The sequence below is a fragment of the Chitinophaga arvensicola genome, from assembly GCF_900110835.1.
GTDB lineage: Bacteria > Bacteroidota > Bacteroidia > Chitinophagales > Chitinophagaceae > Chitinophaga > Chitinophaga arvensicola.
Genome location: NZ_FOJG01000002.1, coordinates 779,951 through 797,372 on the forward strand (window position 1 = coordinate 779,951; position 17,422 = coordinate 797,372).

At 46.6% G+C, this 17,422-nt stretch carries 18 protein-coding genes; 15 read left to right on the forward strand and 3 right to left on the reverse strand.

The features are described from left to right. Positions 1–3 precede the first annotated feature (3 nt). From BMW79_RS20590 to BMW79_RS20635, 10 genes are all read left to right on the forward strand, one after another. A complete protein-coding gene (locus BMW79_RS20590) occupies positions 4–954 on the forward strand; it encodes an HlyD family secretion protein (protein ID WP_089897635.1) in 951 nt (316 codons plus the stop codon). Further along, entirely contained in the window at positions 951–1,874 is a 924-nt protein-coding gene (locus BMW79_RS20595; RefSeq protein WP_089897638.1) for an ABC transporter ATP-binding protein, read from the forward strand. The genes BMW79_RS20590 and BMW79_RS20595 overlap by 4 nt, the downstream gene beginning before the upstream one ends. 6 nt (positions 1,875–1,880) lie before the next feature. Next, on the forward strand, positions 1,881–2,624 hold the full coding sequence (locus BMW79_RS20600; RefSeq protein WP_089897640.1) for an ABC transporter ATP-binding protein: 744 nt from the start codon (positions 1,881–1,883) through the stop codon (positions 2,622–2,624). Positions 2,625–2,633: 9 nt separating this feature from the next. Continuing rightward, positions 2,634–3,740: an ABC transporter permease gene (locus BMW79_RS20605; protein ID WP_089897642.1), complete on the forward strand. Its 1,107-nt coding sequence runs from the start codon at positions 2,634–2,636 to the stop codon at positions 3,738–3,740. Continuing rightward, on the forward strand, positions 3,737–4,846 hold the full coding sequence (locus BMW79_RS20610) for an ABC transporter permease (RefSeq protein ID WP_089897645.1): 1,110 nt from the start codon (positions 3,737–3,739) through the stop codon (positions 4,844–4,846). The genes BMW79_RS20605 and BMW79_RS20610 overlap by 4 nt, the downstream gene beginning before the upstream one ends. Before the next feature lie 346 nt (positions 4,847–5,192). Then, positions 5,193–6,596: a 3-isopropylmalate dehydratase large subunit gene (gene leuC, locus BMW79_RS20615; protein WP_089897647.1), complete on the forward strand. Its 1,404-nt coding sequence runs from the start codon at positions 5,193–5,195 to the stop codon at positions 6,594–6,596. 41 nt (positions 6,597–6,637) lie between these two features. Then, positions 6,638–7,234, forward strand: coding sequence for a 3-isopropylmalate dehydratase small subunit (leuD, locus tag BMW79_RS20620; RefSeq protein WP_089897649.1), 597 nt, complete (start codon positions 6,638–6,640; stop codon positions 7,232–7,234). Positions 7,235–7,250: 16 nt separating this feature from the next. Then, complete coding sequence (locus BMW79_RS20625) at positions 7,251–8,774, forward strand: alpha-isopropylmalate synthase regulatory domain-containing protein (RefSeq protein ID WP_218150391.1); 1,524 nt, start codon at positions 7,251–7,253, stop codon at positions 8,772–8,774. Positions 8,775–8,792: 18 nt separating this feature from the next. Beyond that, entirely contained in the window at positions 8,793–9,866 is a 1,074-nt protein-coding gene (gene leuB, locus BMW79_RS20630) for a 3-isopropylmalate dehydrogenase (RefSeq protein ID WP_089897650.1), read from the forward strand. A gap of 153 nt (positions 9,867–10,019) precedes the next feature. Then, on the forward strand, positions 10,020–10,589 hold the full coding sequence (locus BMW79_RS20635) for a dihydrofolate reductase family protein (protein WP_089897651.1): 570 nt from the start codon (positions 10,020–10,022) through the stop codon (positions 10,587–10,589). Between the two features lie 45 nt (positions 10,590–10,634). Here the strand turns inward: BMW79_RS20635 and BMW79_RS20640 are convergent, their stop codons facing one another. Together BMW79_RS20640 and BMW79_RS20645 are read right to left on the reverse strand one after the other, a co-directional pair. Then, positions 10,635–10,889: a hypothetical protein gene (locus BMW79_RS20640; protein WP_089897653.1), complete on the reverse strand. Its 255-nt coding sequence runs from the start codon at positions 10,887–10,889 to the stop codon at positions 10,635–10,637. A gap of 54 nt (positions 10,890–10,943) precedes the next feature. Further along, entirely contained in the window at positions 10,944–11,219 is a 276-nt protein-coding gene (locus tag BMW79_RS20645) for a hypothetical protein (protein ID WP_089897654.1), read from the reverse strand. A gap of 169 nt (positions 11,220–11,388) precedes the next feature. Between BMW79_RS20645 and BMW79_RS20650 the strand changes: the two genes are divergently transcribed. The 3 genes from BMW79_RS20650 to BMW79_RS20660 all read left to right on the forward strand — a co-directional run bounded on the left by BMW79_RS20650 (position 11,389) and on the right by BMW79_RS20660 (position 14,985). Then, complete coding sequence (locus BMW79_RS20650) at positions 11,389–11,673, forward strand: hypothetical protein (RefSeq protein ID WP_089897655.1); 285 nt, start codon at positions 11,389–11,391, stop codon at positions 11,671–11,673. Between the two features lie 362 nt (positions 11,674–12,035). Further along, complete coding sequence (locus tag BMW79_RS20655) at positions 12,036–14,474, forward strand: TonB-dependent receptor domain-containing protein (RefSeq protein ID WP_089897656.1); 2,439 nt, start codon at positions 12,036–12,038, stop codon at positions 14,472–14,474. A gap of 19 nt (positions 14,475–14,493) precedes the next feature. Then, positions 14,494–14,985, forward strand: a complete 492-nt coding sequence (locus BMW79_RS20660; RefSeq protein ID WP_089897657.1) for a MarR family winged helix-turn-helix transcriptional regulator — start codon at positions 14,494–14,496, stop codon at positions 14,983–14,985. A 5-nt stretch (positions 14,986–14,990) separates the two neighbouring features. Here the strand turns inward: BMW79_RS20660 and BMW79_RS20665 are convergent, their stop codons facing one another. Beyond that, on the reverse strand, positions 14,991–15,650 hold the full coding sequence (locus tag BMW79_RS20665) for a sigma-70 family RNA polymerase sigma factor (protein WP_177192264.1): 660 nt from the start codon (positions 15,648–15,650) through the stop codon (positions 14,991–14,993). A 122-nt stretch (positions 15,651–15,772) separates the two neighbouring features. Here BMW79_RS20665 and BMW79_RS20670 point away from each other — a divergent pair, with 122 nt between their 5' ends. Both BMW79_RS20670 and BMW79_RS20675 read left to right on the forward strand, forming a co-directional pair. Beyond that, on the forward strand, positions 15,773–16,096 hold the full coding sequence (locus BMW79_RS20670; protein ID WP_089897659.1) for a hypothetical protein: 324 nt from the start codon (positions 15,773–15,775) through the stop codon (positions 16,094–16,096). Positions 16,097–16,131: 35 nt separating this feature from the next. Next, entirely contained in the window at positions 16,132–17,388 is a 1,257-nt protein-coding gene (locus BMW79_RS20675) for a Na+/H+ antiporter (protein WP_089897660.1), read from the forward strand. Positions 17,389–17,422 lie beyond the last annotated feature (34 nt).

Genomic DNA, 17,422 nt, shown 5'->3' on the forward strand with positions numbered 1-17,422 from the left:
TATATGAAATACAACCTGATACTTGGTATAGCTACGATAATGTTGATCAACGCCTGTGGCAAAGGCAAAAACAATTACGATGCTTCGGGCAACTTTGAAGCAGATGAAGTCATTGTATCCGCAGAACAAACCGGCCAGATCCTGTCGCTCACACTGAAAGAAGGCGATCAGCTGAACGCCGGTCAAACCGTCGGACAAATAGACGTGACCATCCCTACCCTGCAAAAAGAGCAGGTACAGGCATCTATCAATGCGTTGAAAGAAAAAACCCACGACCCGGTGCCGCAAACAGAACTGGTGAGAAAACAATTGCTGGTACAGGAAGCACAGCTGCAACAGCAATACCGGGAAAGAACGCGTACCGAAAACCTCGTTAAAAGTGATGCCGCCACCCAGAAACAACTGGACGATATCAACGCACTGATCGTGCAGCTGGAACGTCAACTCAGCGTTACCCGTCAGCAATTGAAGCTGAATGATTCTAACACCTCCACGCAGAACCGAACTATTCTCAGCGAAAAAGCGCCACTGGAAAAGTCATTGGCACAATATGCAGAGCAGATACATAAAGGAGAAATCATTAACCCGATCAAGGGAGTGGTGTTGCTGAAATACGCGCTGCAAGGCGAAATGGCCACTGTAGGCAAGCCCTTATACAAGGTAGCCAATATTGATACACTGTACCTGAAGGCCTATGTAACCGGTGTAACCCTGCCGCAAATCAAGCTGGGACAGGCAGTGACGGCGAGAATAGACCAGGGTGAAAAACAATACAAATCCTATCCCGGCGAAATTACCTGGATCTCTGATAAATCAGAATTCACACCCAAAACCATTCAGACAAAAAACGAAAGGGCCAACCTGGTATACGCTATCAAAGTAAGGGTGAAGAACGACGGCTATCTGAAAATAGGTATGTATGGCGAAATGCTGATCAATAACGCAACCAAATGAGTGCAGTAACACTGGATCATATCACCAAGACCTACGACAAAGGCAAGGTGCTGGCGGTAGACGACGTCTCCCTCCAGGTGGCCGAAGGTGAGCTGTTTGGCCTGATAGGTCCGGATGGCGCCGGTAAAACCTCCATCTTCCGCATCCTCACCACCCTGTTGCTGGCGGATAAAGGCAGCGCTGCCGTACAGGGCTACGATTGCGTAAAGGACTACCGGGAAATCCGCAGCAGGATCGGTTATATGCCAGGGCGTTTTTCCCTGTACCAGGACCTCACCGTTAAAGAAAACCTGGATTTCTTCGCCACACTTTTCGGCAGCACCATTGAAAGCAACTACGACCTGATCAAAGATATTTACGACCAGATAAAGCCTTTTAATGACCGTCGTGCCGGTAAACTCAGCGGTGGCATGAAACAGAAGCTGGCACTGTGTTGTGCGCTGATCCACAAACCAGAGGTGCTGTTCCTCGATGAGCCTACTACCGGAGTGGATGTGGTGTCCCGAAAAGAGTTCTGGGATATGCTGAAAAAGCTGAAAACACAGGGCATCACCATCGTGGTATCTACCCCTTATATGGATGAAGCGATGCTCTGTGAGCGGATTGCGTTGATACAGAATGGAAAGATCATGTCGGTGGATACACCGGAAAAAATTATTGCCGCTTACCCGGTGAAGCTCTATGCTATTAAGGCCGACAACATCTACCGCCTGCTGACAGACCTGAGGAGTATGCCGGAAGTGGATACCAGCTTTGCTTTCGGGGAGTACATCCATCTGACGCTGAAGAATGAACGGGCAGATACCACTGCTTTGCAGCAAGCCATTGAACAACGGGGACACACCCACGTAACCATTAAAGTTATTCAGCCCGGTATTGAAGATAGTTTTATCCGCTTCATGAACCAGGACTCAAAATAAGGCGCTATGGAAGAAAAAGTGATTGTATGTAAAGATCTCACCAAACGTTTCGGCGATTTTTACGCCGTCAACAAGATCTCTTTTGAGGTAAACAAAGGAGAGATCTTCGGGTTTCTGGGGGCTAACGGCGCCGGCAAAACGACGGCGATGCGTATCCTCTGCGGCCTCTCCTACCCTACTTCCGGAGAAGCTACGGTGGCGGGTTTCAATGTATATAAACAAACAGAAGCCATCAAGAAGAATATCGGTTATATGAGTCAGAAGTTCTCCCTGTATGAGAACCTGACGGTGCTGGAAAACATCGAGTTTTTTGGTGGGGTTTATGGCGTACCATCGGCTGAAATCCGCAAGCGCAGCGACAACCTGGTACAAAAACTGGGGCTGACAGCAGAAGCGAAGAAACTCGTAGGGTCGCTGCCGTTAGGCTGGAAACAGAAGCTGGCTTTTTCGGTGGCCATTTTTCACCAGCCCAGGATTGTATTCCTGGATGAACCCACCGGCGGCGTAGACCCGGTAACACGGCGGCAGTTCTGGGATATGATTTACGAGGCGGCTGCCACCGGCATCACTATTTTCGTTACCACTCACTACATGGACGAAGCGGAATATTGTAACCGCGTCACTATTATGGTAGACGGAAAAGTGGAAGCACTGGATTCTCCTGCCAACCTGAAAGCGCAGTTCAAAGCCAATAATATGGACGAAGTATTTTACCAGCTGGCCCGTGGCGCCAAACGGTCGGGCGATTAAAACATTTGTATGAAACAATTCCTTGTTTTTATCAGGAAAGAATTCTTCCATGTATTCCGCGACAGGCGGACCTTACTCATCATGTTTGGTTTGCCCGTAGCGCAGATTGTACTGTTTGGCTTCGCGCTCACCAGTGAAGTAAAAGATATTACCCTTACGGTAATTGACCAATCGGGAGATGTAAATACACAACAGCTGATCCGTAAAATAAAATCCTCTTCCTATTTCATCGTCAATGAAACATCGGTCGATTATAATGAGATAGAAGATGCGTTTAAAAAAGGTACGGCGAAAAGCGCACTGATCTTCCCGCCCAATTTCGGCAACGACCTGCAGCATGGTGGCAAAGCGCAGCTACAGTTGCTTACCGATGGCTCTGATCCCAACACCGCCAAAACGGTGATCAATTATATCACCGCTATTACTACGGCCTATCAGCAACAGATCAGTCCGGGCCCCCGGCTGCCTTACACCATTGTTACAGAATCACGAATGCTCTATAACGAAGAAGGCAACGGCTCGCTGAACTTTATTCCCGGTGTGATGGCGCTGGTACTGATGATTGTGTGTACCGCCCTCACCTCCGTATCGGTGGTACGGGAAAAAGAGCTGGGCACTATGGAGATATTGCTGGTATCTCCCTTTAAACCCTTACTGGTACTCATTGCAAAGGCGATCCCTTACCTGATATTATCGCTTGCCAATTTCATCCTGATCCTCGTACTGGCGGTGTTTGTACTGGATGTGGGTATTAAGGGCAGCATTGTATTACTGTTCCTGGAAAGCATGTTATTTATTATTACCTGTTTATCGCTTGGACTGATGATTTCCAACACCACCAATTCCCAGCAAACCGCGCTGCTGTTATCTATGATGGGTATGATGATCCCGACCATGATCTTCACCGGGTTTATGTTTCCTTTGGAAAATATGCCAAAGCCTTTCCAGATTATTTCCAATGTGATCCCTTCCAGGTGGTATTTCCTGATTGTAAAATCGGTGATGCTGAAAGGACTTGGCTTTAGTTATATCTGGAAAGAAACGCTGGTACTGCTGGGGATGACTACCGTAGCACTCACTATTGCGCTCAAAAACTTTAAAACAAGGTTATCATGATAGTGCTGGGCTATATACTGAAGAAGGAGTTCAAACAGATTTTCCGGGATAAAACCATCATCGCCATGATGTTTGCCATGCCCACTATCCAGCTGATCATCCTTCCGCTGGCCATGAACTTTGACGTAAAACACGTGAACCTGGCAGTAGTGGATCATGACCACAGTTCCTATTCCCGGCAACTCATTTCAAAGATCGGTGCATCGGGTTATTTTAATATCGTGGCCGCTGAGCCTTCTTTCCAGCAGGCTATTACCTATATAGAAAAGGAAAAAGCCGACCTGGTGCTGGAAATACCAGCCGATTTTGAAAGCAACCTGGTAAGGGAAGGCACCCAGAAACTGGGTGTAACCGTAGATGCCATCAATGGCACCAAGGCAGCGATAGGCGGTAATTACCTGCTGTCTGTGATCAATGATTTCAACCAGCAGATCCCTGTCAATGCCGGGCGTAATATGCCTTCGGGGGCTATCGATATTACCTATTCCAACTGGTTTAATCCCCTGGCGGAATACCGTTTCTACGTAGTGCCGGCAGTGTTGGTATTGCTGCTTACGCTCATTGGTGGCTTTATGTCGGCCCTCAATATTGTGCGGGAGAAAGAAGTGGGCACTATAGAGCAGATTAACGTAACGCCTATACGCAAATGGGAATTTATCCTGGGTAAACTGATCCCCTTCTGGGTAGTGGGGATGATTGTATTTACGCTGGGACTGGGGGTAGCCTGGGGCGTATACGGCATCTGGCCGGTAGGTAGCTTCGTGACCATGTATGTGTTTGCCGCTATTTACCTGGTGGCCCTGCTGGGCTTTGGTCTATTGATCTCTACCTATACCAGTAACCAGTTGCAGGCCATGTTTGTGGCTTTCTTTTTCATCATGATCTTTATGCTGATGAGTGGCCTGTTTACGGCGGTAGACAGTATGCCGCCCTGGGCGAAGCTGATTGCCAACCTGACGCCGGTCACCCATTTCATTAAAGTGATCCGGATGATTGTGCTGAAAGGCAGCGGTTTTGCCGATGTACAGAAAGAGCTGGTGTACCTGTTGCTGTTTGCAGCGGGGTTAAATGGCTGGGCTATTTTTAATTACCGAAAGACAAGCTGATGACATAAAAATTATCCATCTGTCATTTTACAGGACATTAAGCGGCGATCTTCCCTAAAAAGGTCACCGCTTTTTTCATGTTATTCCGTGCCACCGCCTGCCTCACATTACATTTTTATATGTATATATCTCCCTATGATATTAAAATAAATGCTTTCCAAGTCAGAACAATAAAAATTACAAATCACTGACTATCAGCAAAATGCACCTCAAAACAGGCTCAAACGCCCGTCCCTCCTGCTGTTTTACCACTATTTACAGGGTATCCTTAGAAAAAATATTGAAATAAAATAGATTTTATGAATAAATTTGAACAATCAAGTAGCTACTTTTAAAATTTTAAAAAATGAGCAATAAACCCGCTACCTTATTTGACAAAGTATGGGATTCACATGTTGTGAGGAAAATTGAAGATGGTCCGGATGTATTTTTTATCGACCGCCATTTTATTCATGAAGTAACCAGCCCTGTGGCTTTTCTTGGAATGGAAAACAGGGGTTTAAAGGTAATGTTTCCTGAAAAGACGTTTGCCACAGCCGATCACAATACGCCAACTATTAACCAGCATTTACCGGTACAGGACCCGCTTTCCGCCAACCAGCTGAAAGCCCTGGAAACCAATTCCAATAAATATGGTATTTCCCACTGGGGACTGGGTAATCCGAAGAACGGTATTGTGCACGTGGTAGGTCCTGAAAACGGTATTACCCTCCCGGGTATGACCATCGTATGTGGCGACTCCCACACATCCACCCACGGCGCTTTTGGAGCCATTGCATTTGGTATCGGTACCTCTGAAGTAGAAATGGTACTGAGTTCCCAGTGTATCATGCAGCCCAAACCAAAGAAAATGCGGATCAATGTAAATGGTCAGCTGGGTAAAGGTATCACCCCAAAAGATGTGACGCTCTACATCATTTCCAAACTCACTGCAGCCGGTGCTACCGGGTACTTCGTGGAATATGCCGGCGATGTATTTGAAAACATGAGCATGGAAGGTCGTATGACCGTTTGTAACATGAGTATCGAGATGGGTGCGCGCGGTGGCATTATTGCACCGGACGAAACCACCTTTAATTATATCAAAGGCCGCGAAAAAGCGCCTAAAGGAGAAGCATGGGATAAAGCCCTCGCTTACTGGAAAACACTGCGCACAGAAGAAGGCGCTGCGTTTGACCAGGAATACACCTACGACGCTGCGGATATTGAACCAATGATCACTTACGGTACCAACCCGGGTATGGGTATGGGTATCACCAAACATATTCCTGCTGCACTGGCCGGCGATAGCAAAACCAGCTACGAAAAGTCATTGCAGTACATGGGCTTCCATGAGGAAGAAGCCATGATCGGTAAAAAAGTGGATTACGTATTTATCGGCAGCTGCACCAACGGTCGTATCGAAGACTTCCGTGCCTTTGCCTCTATTGTAAAAGGAAGGAAAAAAGCAGAACACGTGACTGCCTGGATCGTTCCCGGTTCCCACATCGTAGAACAGCAGATCAAAGAAGAAGGTATCCTGGATATCCTGACAGAAGCCGGTTTCCAGCTGCGTCAGCCCGGATGTTCTGCTTGTCTGGCCATGAACGATGATAAAGTGCCCGCCGGCAAATACGCCGTGAGCACCAGTAACAGGAACTTTGAAGGCAGACAGGGACCAGGTTCCCGCACCATGCTGGCCAGTCCGCTGGTAGCCGCTGCAGCCGCAGTAACCGGTGTAGTGACTGACCCAAGAGAACTGATTGCTTAATCATTCCCCTTATTACAACATCTTTAAACGATCAACAGAAAATGGCTTACGATAAATTCACCATATTAAAGAGTACCGCAGTGCCCATGCCCATTGAAAACGTGGACACTGACCAGATCATCCCTGCACGATTCCTGAAAGCAACAGAACGTAAAGGTTTTGGCGACAACCTGTTCCGCGACTGGCGCTATGAAACAGATGGCACGCCTAAAAAAGATTTCGTATTAAACAATCCTATCTACTCCGGTAAAATACTGGTAGCGGGTAAGAACTTCGGTAGCGGCAGCAGCCGTGAACACGCGGCATGGGCTATCTACGACTACGGATTCCGTTGTGTCGTGTCCAGCTTCTTTGCCGACATCTTCAAAAACAACTCCTTAAACATCGGTATCTTACCCGTACAGGTAAGCCCCGAATTCCTCGATAAAATATTCACAGCGATAGAATCCGATCCCAAAGCGGAAGTAGAAGTGAACCTGGAAACACAGACCATCACTATCCCGGCCACCGGTGACAGCGAATCCTTTGCCATCAACAGCTACAAAAAACATAACATGATGAACGGCTTTGATGATATTGATTACTTACAAGCCATGAAGGACGAAATAAAAGTTTTCGCCGACAAGAGCATGTACTAAACATTCTATAAGTATTATGCCAGTGACCCAGCGCCACGTTGAAATAATGGACACCACACTCCGTGACGGTGAACAAACCAGCGGAGTTTCTTTTTCACCCTCTGAAAAACTAACCATTGCACAGCTTTTACTGACAGAGGTAAAAGTGGACAGAATTGAAATTGCCTCCGCCCGTGTTTCGGATGGTGAATTTGCTGCGGTAAAGGCAATTACCGGATGGGCCGCAGAAAACGGCTTTTTAAACAAGGTAGAAGTATTGACTTTTGTAGATGGCGATGTATCCGTGCAATGGATGCTGCAGGCCGGCGCTAAAGTCATGAACCTGCTCACCAAAGGCTCGCTCAATCATTTAACCCATCAGTTAAAGAAAACGCCGGAAGCACACTTTGCAGAAGTAGCCGCCGTAGTGGCCCTGGCCAATAAAGAAGGCCTCGAATGCAATGTGTACCTGGAAGACTGGAGCAACGGCATGCGCCACTCCCGCGAGTATGTTTTTCAATACCTCGATTTCCTGCAACAGGTACCTGTAAAAAGGATCATGCTGCCGGATACACTGGGCGTACTTACGCCCGACGAAGTAAAGGAATTCGTAACCGCTATTGTGGAACGCTATCCGAACAGTCATTTCGATTTTCACGCACATAACGATTACGACCTCGGCACCGCCAACGTGCTTGAAGGCGTAAAGGCAGGTGCTCATGGCATTCACCTCACCATCAACGGGATGGGTGAAAGAGCCGGTAACGCCTCCCTGGCCAGCGCCATCGCTGTGCTGAATGATTTCCTGCCCGAAGTGAAAACATCCGTCGCAGAAACCTCGCTGTATACCGTGAGTAAACTGGTGGAAACATTTTCCGGTTTCCGCATCCCGGTCAACAAACCGATTGTAGGCGAAAATGTATTTACCCAGACCGCCGGTATTCATGCAGATGGCGATAAAAAGAATAAGCTCTACTTCAGCGATCTGATGCCCGAACGTTTTGGCAGGCAACGGCAATATGCCCTGGGCAAAACCAGCGGTAAAGCCAATATAGAAAACAACCTGCAACAACTGGGCATCAAACTGTCGGACCCCGATCTGAAAAAAGTAACGCAGCGCATCATCGAACTGGGCGACCGGAAAGAAGTGCTTACGCAGGCGGATCTTCCCTATATTATCTCGGATGTACTGGACAGCAACCGGATCGAGGAAAAGGTGACTGTAGAAAACTATGTACTCACCCACTCCAAAAATCTGAACCCTTCCGTGACCGTGCAGATCTCCGTAAATGGCGAAATGTACGAGGAACACTCCCAGGGCGATGGTCAGTATGATGCTTTTATGAACGCTCTGAAAAAGGTATATAAAAAGCTGAAACAGGACCTTCCCGTCCTCACGGACTATGCCGTTCGGATACCTCCCGGTGGTAAAAGTGATGCGTTGTGTGAAACCATCATTACCTGGAGCCTGAACGACAAACAATTCAAAACCAGGGGACTGGACAGCGACCAGACGGTATCTGCGATCAAGGCCACACAAAAAATGCTGAACCTAATCTAAACTATCAATAACAACAGAATGGCAACTAAACATATTTTAATAGTTCCAGGTGATGGAATCGGACAGGAAGTAACTGCAGTCGGAAAAAAAGTATTGGACAGGATCGCTGCAAAATTCGGACATACCTTTACCTACGATGAAGCCCTGATCGGCCACGTAGCGATCGAAGCCACCGGCAATCCTTTACCGGATGAGTCGCTCGAAAAAATGCGTAACTCCGACGCCGTACTGTTCGGCGCTGTAGGTCACCCTAAATACGACAACGATCCTTCTGCCAAAGTAAGACCAGAACAGGGTTTGCTGAAAATGCGCAAGGAACTCGGTCTGTATGCCAACCTCCGTCCCATCAAATTATTTGATGAATTACTGGGTGCTTCCAGCATCAAACCTGAAATATTAAAAGGCGCGGATATCCTCTTCTTCCGTGAACTGACGGGCGACATCTACTTCGGTGAAAAAGGCCGCAAGAACGATGGCGATACCGCTTACGATATCGCGGAATACAGTCGCTACGAAGTAGAACGTATTGCCCGCAAAGCCTTTGACGCGGCCAGAACCCGCAGAAAAAAGCTTTGCTCTGTAGATAAAGCCAACGTGATCGAAACCTCCCGTCTCTGGAGAGAAGTGGTACAGAAAGTAGCACTGGAATACCCTGACGTGGAAGTAGAACACCAGTTTGTAGATGCCACCGCCATGCTGCTGATCAAAGATCCACGCCGCTTCGACGTAGTGGTAACTGCCAACCTGTTTGGCGACATCCTCACCGATGAAGCTTCCCAGATTGCCGGTTCTATGGGCATGCTCGCTTCCGCCTCTATCGGCGACGGTACTGGTGTATATGAGCCTATCCACGGTTCTGCACACGACATTACCGGTAAAGGGGTAGCGAACCCACTGGCCTCTATCTTATCTGCCGCCCTGCTGCTGGATATTTCTTTTGGCCTGAAAGCAGAATCAGAAGCGGTGATCAGTGCAGTGGATGGTGTGCTGAAAGCGGGTTTCCGTACCGGAGATATCGCTGATAAGTCTACTCCTGCTGATAAAATCCTGGGCACCGATGCCATGGGTGAAGAAGTATTGAAATTACTCTAAGTCATACTTGCAAACAGCCTTCCTGCGGGGAGGCTGTTTTTTTCATTTGCACCCTCCCTTCCCCCTGACGGAATCCCCCCTACAAATGTCTTAATTGCACCTATCAGAAACAGAATTTCTGCGGTATGTTTGCTTCATAAAACAGCACATACCATGAGAAAGATCGTTTCCTTTATGCACCTTTCCCTCGACGGCTTCGTAGCAGGACCCGCCGGAGAAATGAACTGGATCCATGTCAATGAAGAATTATTCGACTTTGCCGCTGAACGCACCAATGCCTCCGATACCGCCCTTTACGGCCGGGTTACCTATGATATGATGGAAGGCTACTGGCCCACCGCTGCCGACAAACCCAACGCCTCCAAACACGACAGAGAACATTCCGCCTGGTATAATAAAGTAAATAAAATAGTGCTGTCGCATTCCCTGAAAGGATTGCAGCGGGATAAAACCACCGTGATCGGCGATGACTTCGTGGAACAAATCAAAGCACTGAAAGCACAGCCAGGAGGAGAAATCGTGATATTTGGCAGTCCCCGCGCAACACAGTCACTCATTCAGCATGGCCTTGTAGATGAATTCTGGCTGTTTGTGAACCCGGTGATCCTGGGTGAAGGAATGCCCTATTTTAAAGGGATTAAGGAACATATAGAGCTGAAACTTGTGAAAAGCACTTCGTTGGAGAGTTCGGGTGTGGTGTGTTTGCATTATGTGAAGCAGTAAAAGAGTATAACCGGGCTGACGGACTATCAGCCCGGTTATGCTCTTTTATTGAATCTGCTGAAGTTCGTTGCTCAACTCCTGATAAACCGTATTCATTATTTTGATGATCATAGCCTCTTCGGCGCTACTGACTGCGGTTGATAATTTGCCCTCCTTATCTGGCGTATTTATCAATCTTATACGCCTATAAAAAGTAGGAATACTCCAGTTGCATTCTTCGCAAACTTTCTGCCTGAAAGATAAAGAGGTACTGGAAAGTAAAGTATGAATCTTTAATAAAACATTTTGCGCGTTATCCATAATTTTAAGGTTGAAATGATTATTAATGACAAATGAATGCAACGCGATAGAAGACTATAATTTATTTACCAACAGGCTGTTCTGAGCATTGATCAGATAAACAGCCTCAATGAGCTTTTCAATGTTCTCATAAACGACAAAAATAGATTTACTGTCGGCCTCCTCATCAGATAAAGAAGCAGCATACCAATCCTTCAGTTTCGTCCGTATTTCCGAAGGAGAATACTCCCAACAAAAAGTTGTTAATACTTCAACAGGATTTGATATTTCCTCAGGCGTCAGGCAATATGTTTGTTGATGCCACGCAGGTGTATTTACATGACCATTCATAAATAAATATTTATTGTTATTGGATGTTACAATTTCCACATCACAATAATAAACAATTTATGTCAATTTTATTATAAAAATAATCTTTTATTAATTTTTACATGTCCATTTTATTATTAAAAGAATTAAAATAGTGTTATGAATATTATATTTCTGTTTTAATCTAACTATGGCGACATCTAAAGACTCCCGATACGAAGCAGTGAGGCATTTAATTCAAACAGGCAACATCAAAAGCCTGGAAGCAGTCTTTAAAATTATACCCGTTACGGTCGTAAAAACCGATGCGCGCATCCATTATGCTACCTTGCATAGAAAGATCTATCAACCTGGCCTCTTGAAAGCTGAGGAAATCATTGTATTAGCGGATTTATTTGAGGTAACACCTCAGGAGATCATGGGTCTCATTCTGACAGATCTAAAATACAAAGCACCTCACAAATCCAAAGCCTGACCTTTCCTGATAAAAAAATAACGAATGACAGCCGGAAGAACCTCTCTTCCGGCTGTTCTTTTTACGCCCAAACCACCCTTTATACTGTCACCGAATTGTCAGGTAATCCCTATCCTAGCCCTATCTCCCCCCTATCCGGGCGCCCTATAAACCGTTCCTATAAGATAGGGCTTACAGAGGGTGGAGATTGATATAACCAACAGCCAGACTACCCCTGTTCCCACAACCCGATAAGAAGATGCTACCACTTATCCTTATTTAAAACATTCAGTAAGCAACTACCTATATCTCCTGTAAAACCCATCTGAAAACATCGCTAAAATCAGCCAATAATCTACATTAGTAGTACTAAAACCCCTCAGATGAAAAAGAAATCGCTCTTTTTTATTGCCTTGTTAATTTCCGTTACTACTTACATAAATACCTGCTTTTCGCAGGCGAAAGCATTCAATATCAACGGACAGCTGACTACCCATGAAAGCGCCTTATTAAAAGAGGTAGCTATTCAGTTGGTGCAGGCCAGCAATAAAAAGCTCGTTAAAATTGAATATGCCGATAGCCTCGGCGCCTTTTCCTTTCAGCAAATTCCGGCAGGCAGCTATGTGATTATTACGCAGAGTATGATTTTCGGGAGATATGAATCTGCCCCGTTCCTCCACCAGCAGACAACACAGCTCGGCGTTATTACACTTACGCCTGCCCCTACGGCGTTGAAAGAAGCAGCGGTAACTGCGGTAAAGCCATTCATACAGCAGCAGTACGATAAAACCGTACTCAATGTATCCGGCTCTATTTCTGCCGCAGGTGGCACCGCCCTGGAAGTGCTCGAAAAAGCACCGGGCATTACCATCGATCAGAACGATAACATTGCCATGCGCGGACGCCAGGGCGTACTGGTGATGATAGATGGCAAACAGGTACCTATGACGGGCCAGGACCTGGCGAATATGCTGAGAAATATGTCGGCCAGCCAGATCGAAACCATCGACCTGATCACCAACCCCTCCGCCAAATACGATGCGGCCGGTAATGCAGGCATTATTGATATACGGCTGAAAAAAGGGAAAACCTCCGGCACCAATGGAAACCTGTCGCTCAGCCTGAGCCAGGGAAGATATCCGAAGTTAAATCCATCTCTCAATTTCAACAGCAAACATAAAAACCTCAATATCTTTGGTTCCTATAATTACGCCTACCGGGAAGATATCAACGACCTGACCATCTACCGGCAATTTTATGATGCGGATAATAAATATACCGGCGGAAATAATTACCAGAACCTCTTCAAATACCGGAACAACAGCCATAATACACGTATCGGCGCCGATTACACTATCAATAAAAAAATGATGATAGGCATTGCTGCCAATGGTATATTCTACCAGGGTAATATCACGACCAACAGCGTAGCACAAACACTGAATGCCCAACAGGAAAATACAGGATCATTTATTACCACGGGCAACAATCAACCGCACAGGAACAACACCAGTATCAATCTCAATTATAAATACACGCTGGACACCAGCGGCAGGGAACTCACCGCTGACCTGGATTACGCAAGGTTCAATTCTGCTGAAACACAAAATTACCTGACCCGTTATTTTGATACGCAGCAATGGGAAAACAAAACACCCTACGCCCTATTTGGAGACCTGAATGGCGACCTAAGCATCCGGTCAGTGAAAATCGATTACACGCAACCATTAAAAATAATAGGCGCCGGCATGCAGGCCGGCATCAAAAGTAGCTGGGTAAAATCGGATAATGATGTACAGTTTTTTGATAGAAGCAATGGCGGGAATGTACTGGATGAAGGCAAAAGCAACCGCTTCATCTATAAAGAGAATATCAATGCCGCGTATGTAAACGTATCAAAAAAATGGAGCCACCTGAGCCTGCAACTGGGACTCCGGGCTGAAAACACGCAGACAAACGGATTCCAGGTAATCGGCGCCAAAACATTCAACCGCGACTATACGCAGCTGTTTCCCAGTGGTTACATCGGTTATGAATTCAATACTACGCACGACCTTGGTTTATCCATGAGCCGCCGCATCGACCGCCCCTCTTACCGGCAACTGAATCCGTTCAAAGTGTTCCTGGATCCGCTCACCTCAGCGGCCGGCAATCCTTTCCTGCTACCGGAAACAACCAACTCGTTTGAACTCACTCATACTTTCAGGCAACAATACACCACTAAAATAGGATATAGCCGTACCCGTGATAATATCCTCATCGTGCTATCTCCGGATACAGAACCTAATACCATTCTGCAAACAGGCAGAAACCTCGCGATGTACGATTACTACAATCTCAGTTTTGGCTTTCCGGTAACGATCCGTAAATGGCTCAGCAGCACCAATACGGCCCTCCTTTACTATGGCAACTATAAGGGCGACCTGGTAAACACCCACCTGAACGTGAGCCGCGTATCTTTTAATTTCAACTCGGTTAATACCATTACACTCCGGCCACTCACCACCATGGAAATTACCGGCAGCTATGAAAGCCGCTCTTACTATGGTTTCCTTGATGTAAACAGTTTCTGGTTCGTGTCTGCCGGGGTGCAACAACAGTTATGGCATAAAAAAGCGTCTCTCAAACTGAATCTGAGCGATATCTTTTTCACCAATCAAACCAATGCGGTAACACGTTTAACAGGATACGGGGAAACGTTTAAGCAAAAAAGGGATACCCGCGTGCTCACCCTTACTTTCAATTATAAATTTGGCGGTGGCTCCTCGTCCGGTAACAAAAGGCAGACCGGTGCGGAAGAGGAAAAGCGCAGGGCAGGCTAAAAATTTATACATTTATTGCATGAATTTAGTCACCGAACTGGAAGAACTGGCCCTGGCCACCCGCTTAAAACGATTAGGCGAACGCCTGTCGCAGGATGTTAGCCAGATCTACAAAGAATCAGACCTCGACTTTGAGGCCAAATGGTATCTCATCCTGGAATTATTAAGCCGGGAAAAAGTGATGGCCGTTACCGAAATAGCTACCTCATTGCAGCTGAGCCATGCCGCAGTGGTACAGTTCACCGAACAGATGCTGACCCATGGCCTGATAAAAACCACGGTAGATCCGAAAGATGCACGGAGACGGCTCATTTCCCTGACCCCTGCGGGTAAACAAATGCATAAAAAAATAGGACCAGTACTACTGGTAATTAAGGAGGAAAATAAAAAATGGCTGGCCGAAGCCAGCGCAGATCTTTTACAGCTGCTCTCCGAACTGGAAAAATCCCTCGATGAAAGAAGCATGTATAAACGTATCAAAATAAGCCTGGTAGAACAATCGTCCCGTTAGGGCTGCTATTCGATGCCCAGTTTGCCCAGCACACCAAACACCACTCTGTCGCAGCGCGTAAGATGAAACGGAAATACCAGGTCGTTTTTATAGTAATCGGAGATCTTGCCGCGTAGCATCAGCCGGGCCCTGATATAACGGACTTTTACGTTCACCCCTGAAATATTAAGCGCTGCCGCCGTGGCAGCGACACTTAAGCCTTCTACTTCCCGCAACAGGAAAACCAGCCGGTATTTCTCCGGAATCTGCAAGAGGGAGAGTTCGAGTACCCTGCCCAGTTCCTTATTAATAACTTTGGCCACCGGTGATTCTTTTATGCCGGCAGTATTTGCCGGATGATGATCTGTTAAAACCGCCACATCCTCGCTAACCAACCGGCCCCGTTTTTTCAGATGCTGACTGCACTCATTGATGAGTATTCTTTTCAGCCAGGTACCAAAGGCGGCTTCCTGCCGGAAGCCGGACAGGTGCTGGTAAGCATTGATATAGGTAATCTGCATCACGTCTTCCACATCCGCATCATTGTCCAGCATCGCCATGCCAATTCTGAATAAACTGGTATTATGCCTGCGCATCAACTGTTCAAACAATCGTTTTTCTCCAGCCAGTACTTTATTGATTAAATCATTGTCTATTTCTGCGTCTGTTTGCGGATGTATGGTCATGGTTCTCATTATTGGATGATCAAAGAAAATAAAAGTTACAAAAAGTTTGTAACCATCTTCATTTTTTTCACTCTAATAAACAGCGCACTCTTTTTTAACCGGTTAAGCAACTTATCCAGTATATGAAAACAAACAATATATTTCACCTCCCCGGCATTAAAATGCCGGTACTGACCCACGAAAAAATACAGGAACTAACGCAAACGCCTAAAGGAAAACTGATTTCCGGTACCCCCTTCGCTGCTTTCCCGGCTTTACTGGCAAATATGGAAAGCGCTTTATTGCAGCAACTCGCGCTGTACGACCGGCTCAAACACGCAGCAGCCGACAGCGATAGCCGGAAAATGTTATTGCTTGAAATGCTGGAAGACCACCTGTACCTGGAGCTTGCTCACTATATCCAATTCATCAAATGGCGGGAGCAACAGGTCAGTAAGGCTTCATAACATGTTTTGTATACATTTGTACACAAATGTATGGTATGGAGAACTACAGCATCGTCATCTTTATAATGGCACTTATGATCCTGTTGTCTGCAGTAGCAGACAAGATCAGGCTGCCGTACCCGGTACTGCTCATTACTGCGGGCATCGGTATCGGCTTCATTCCGGCGCTGCCCAACATAGAACTGAACCCGGAAGTAGTGTTCCTGTTGTTTCTCCCACCATTGCTGTATGACGCTGCGTTCAACATCTCCCCGGAAGAATTCAGGACCAACTTTAATACCATCGGTACACTGGCGATCGGTCTTGTGTTTCTAACGGCGGCGGCTATAGCGGTGGTTGCCCATTACCTGATACCCGGCATGACCTGGCCCCTGGCGTTTGTACTTGGCGCTATCCTGTCTGCCACGGATGCTGTGGCCGCCATGAGCATCACCAAAGGATTGGGGCTATCGCATAAAACCATTACTATCCTGGAAGGTGAAAGCCTGATCAACGATGCTTCTGCACTGGTAACCTATCACTTCGCCATTATGGCCGTTACTGGTACCGCTTTTGTATTCTGGAAAGCTTCCTTCGAATTTATCGTACTCATGGCCGGAGGCATATTCCTGGGCGCATTGATGGCGAAAATGCTGGGCGTGCTCCTGAGAATGCTCCGTAAAAATGATATGGTCGTTATCAGCCTGATGCTGCTGATGCCTTTTGTGACCTACCTGCTGGCGGAGGAAATTCATGTTTCCGGGGTGATCGCCGTAGTGGTACTGGGCCTCCGGATGGGCCGTTTAAGCGGACAGGTTTTTCCGGAGAAATTAAAGCAACAGTCCGGCGCTATCTGGGATATTATCATCTTCCTGCTCAATGGACTTATCTTCATCCTGATCGGATTACAGTTCCCTTACGTGATCAAAAATATTCCGAGTAACCTGATCTGGCCATATATCGGTTACGGTTTTCTCATCACACTTGTAGCCCTCCTCCTGCGCATGGGCAGGGTGTTTTCACAACAGCTCAACTTAGACCAGGCCTTTAAAAAAGGTAAAGGACGCATCACTGAAAACGCTCTGCTGGATTTCAAAAACAGCCTGATCATCAGCTGGTCCGGCATGCGCGGCATCGTTTCACTGGCCATTGCCATTGGCTTACCGATGACCGTGGAAAGCGACAGCCGCAATGCGATTATTTTTATTTCGGTGGTAGTGGTACTGATTACGCTGATCGGACAAGGTATTTCTCTACCGTGGATTGTAAAAGCAGTAAAACTGCCTCCGGCAGATAAAAAAGCGCAGCACTAAAAAATGCTGCGCTTTAATCATGATGATGAGGGAA

Excerpts from the sequence above, each read along its gene's own strand:
- BMW79_RS20635 (WP_089897651.1), top strand. The coding sequence starts at position 10,020 with ATGAGAAAGATCGTTTCCTTTATGCACCTTTCCCTCGACGGCTTCGTA.
- BMW79_RS20595 (WP_089897638.1), top strand. The coding sequence starts at position 951 with ATGAGTGCAGTAACACTGGATCATATCACCAAGACCTACGACAAAGGC.
- BMW79_RS20600 (WP_089897640.1), top strand. The coding sequence starts at position 1,881 with ATGGAAGAAAAAGTGATTGTATGTAAAGATCTCACCAAACGTTTCGGC.
- BMW79_RS20640 (WP_089897653.1), bottom strand. The coding sequence starts at position 10,889 with ATGGATAACGCGCAAAATGTTTTATTAAAGATTCATACTTTACTTTCC.
- BMW79_RS20675 (WP_089897660.1), top strand. The coding sequence starts at position 16,132 with ATGGAGAACTACAGCATCGTCATCTTTATAATGGCACTTATGATCCTG.
- BMW79_RS20655 (WP_089897656.1), top strand. The coding sequence starts at position 12,036 with ATGAAAAAGAAATCGCTCTTTTTTATTGCCTTGTTAATTTCCGTTACT.
- BMW79_RS20605 (WP_089897642.1), top strand. The coding sequence starts at position 2,634 with ATGAAACAATTCCTTGTTTTTATCAGGAAAGAATTCTTCCATGTATTC.
- BMW79_RS20610 (WP_089897645.1), top strand. The coding sequence starts at position 3,737 with ATGATAGTGCTGGGCTATATACTGAAGAAGGAGTTCAAACAGATTTTC.
- BMW79_RS20670 (WP_089897659.1), top strand. The coding sequence starts at position 15,773 with ATGAAAACAAACAATATATTTCACCTCCCCGGCATTAAAATGCCGGTA.
- leuC (WP_089897647.1), top strand. The coding sequence starts at position 5,193 with ATGAGCAATAAACCCGCTACCTTATTTGACAAAGTATGGGATTCACAT.
- BMW79_RS20660 (WP_089897657.1), top strand. The coding sequence starts at position 14,494 with ATGAATTTAGTCACCGAACTGGAAGAACTGGCCCTGGCCACCCGCTTA.
- leuB (WP_089897650.1), top strand. The coding sequence starts at position 8,793 with ATGGCAACTAAACATATTTTAATAGTTCCAGGTGATGGAATCGGACAG.
- BMW79_RS20625 (WP_218150391.1), top strand. The coding sequence starts at position 7,251 with ATGCCAGTGACCCAGCGCCACGTTGAAATAATGGACACCACACTCCGT.
- BMW79_RS20590 (WP_089897635.1), top strand. The coding sequence starts at position 4 with ATGAAATACAACCTGATACTTGGTATAGCTACGATAATGTTGATCAAC.
- BMW79_RS20645 (WP_089897654.1), bottom strand. The coding sequence starts at position 11,219 with ATGAATGGTCATGTAAATACACCTGCGTGGCATCAACAAACATATTGC.
- BMW79_RS20665 (WP_177192264.1), bottom strand. The coding sequence starts at position 15,650 with ATGACCATACATCCGCAAACAGACGCAGAAATAGACAATGATTTAATC.
- leuD (WP_089897649.1), top strand. The coding sequence starts at position 6,638 with ATGGCTTACGATAAATTCACCATATTAAAGAGTACCGCAGTGCCCATG.
- BMW79_RS20650 (WP_089897655.1), top strand. The coding sequence starts at position 11,389 with ATGGCGACATCTAAAGACTCCCGATACGAAGCAGTGAGGCATTTAATT.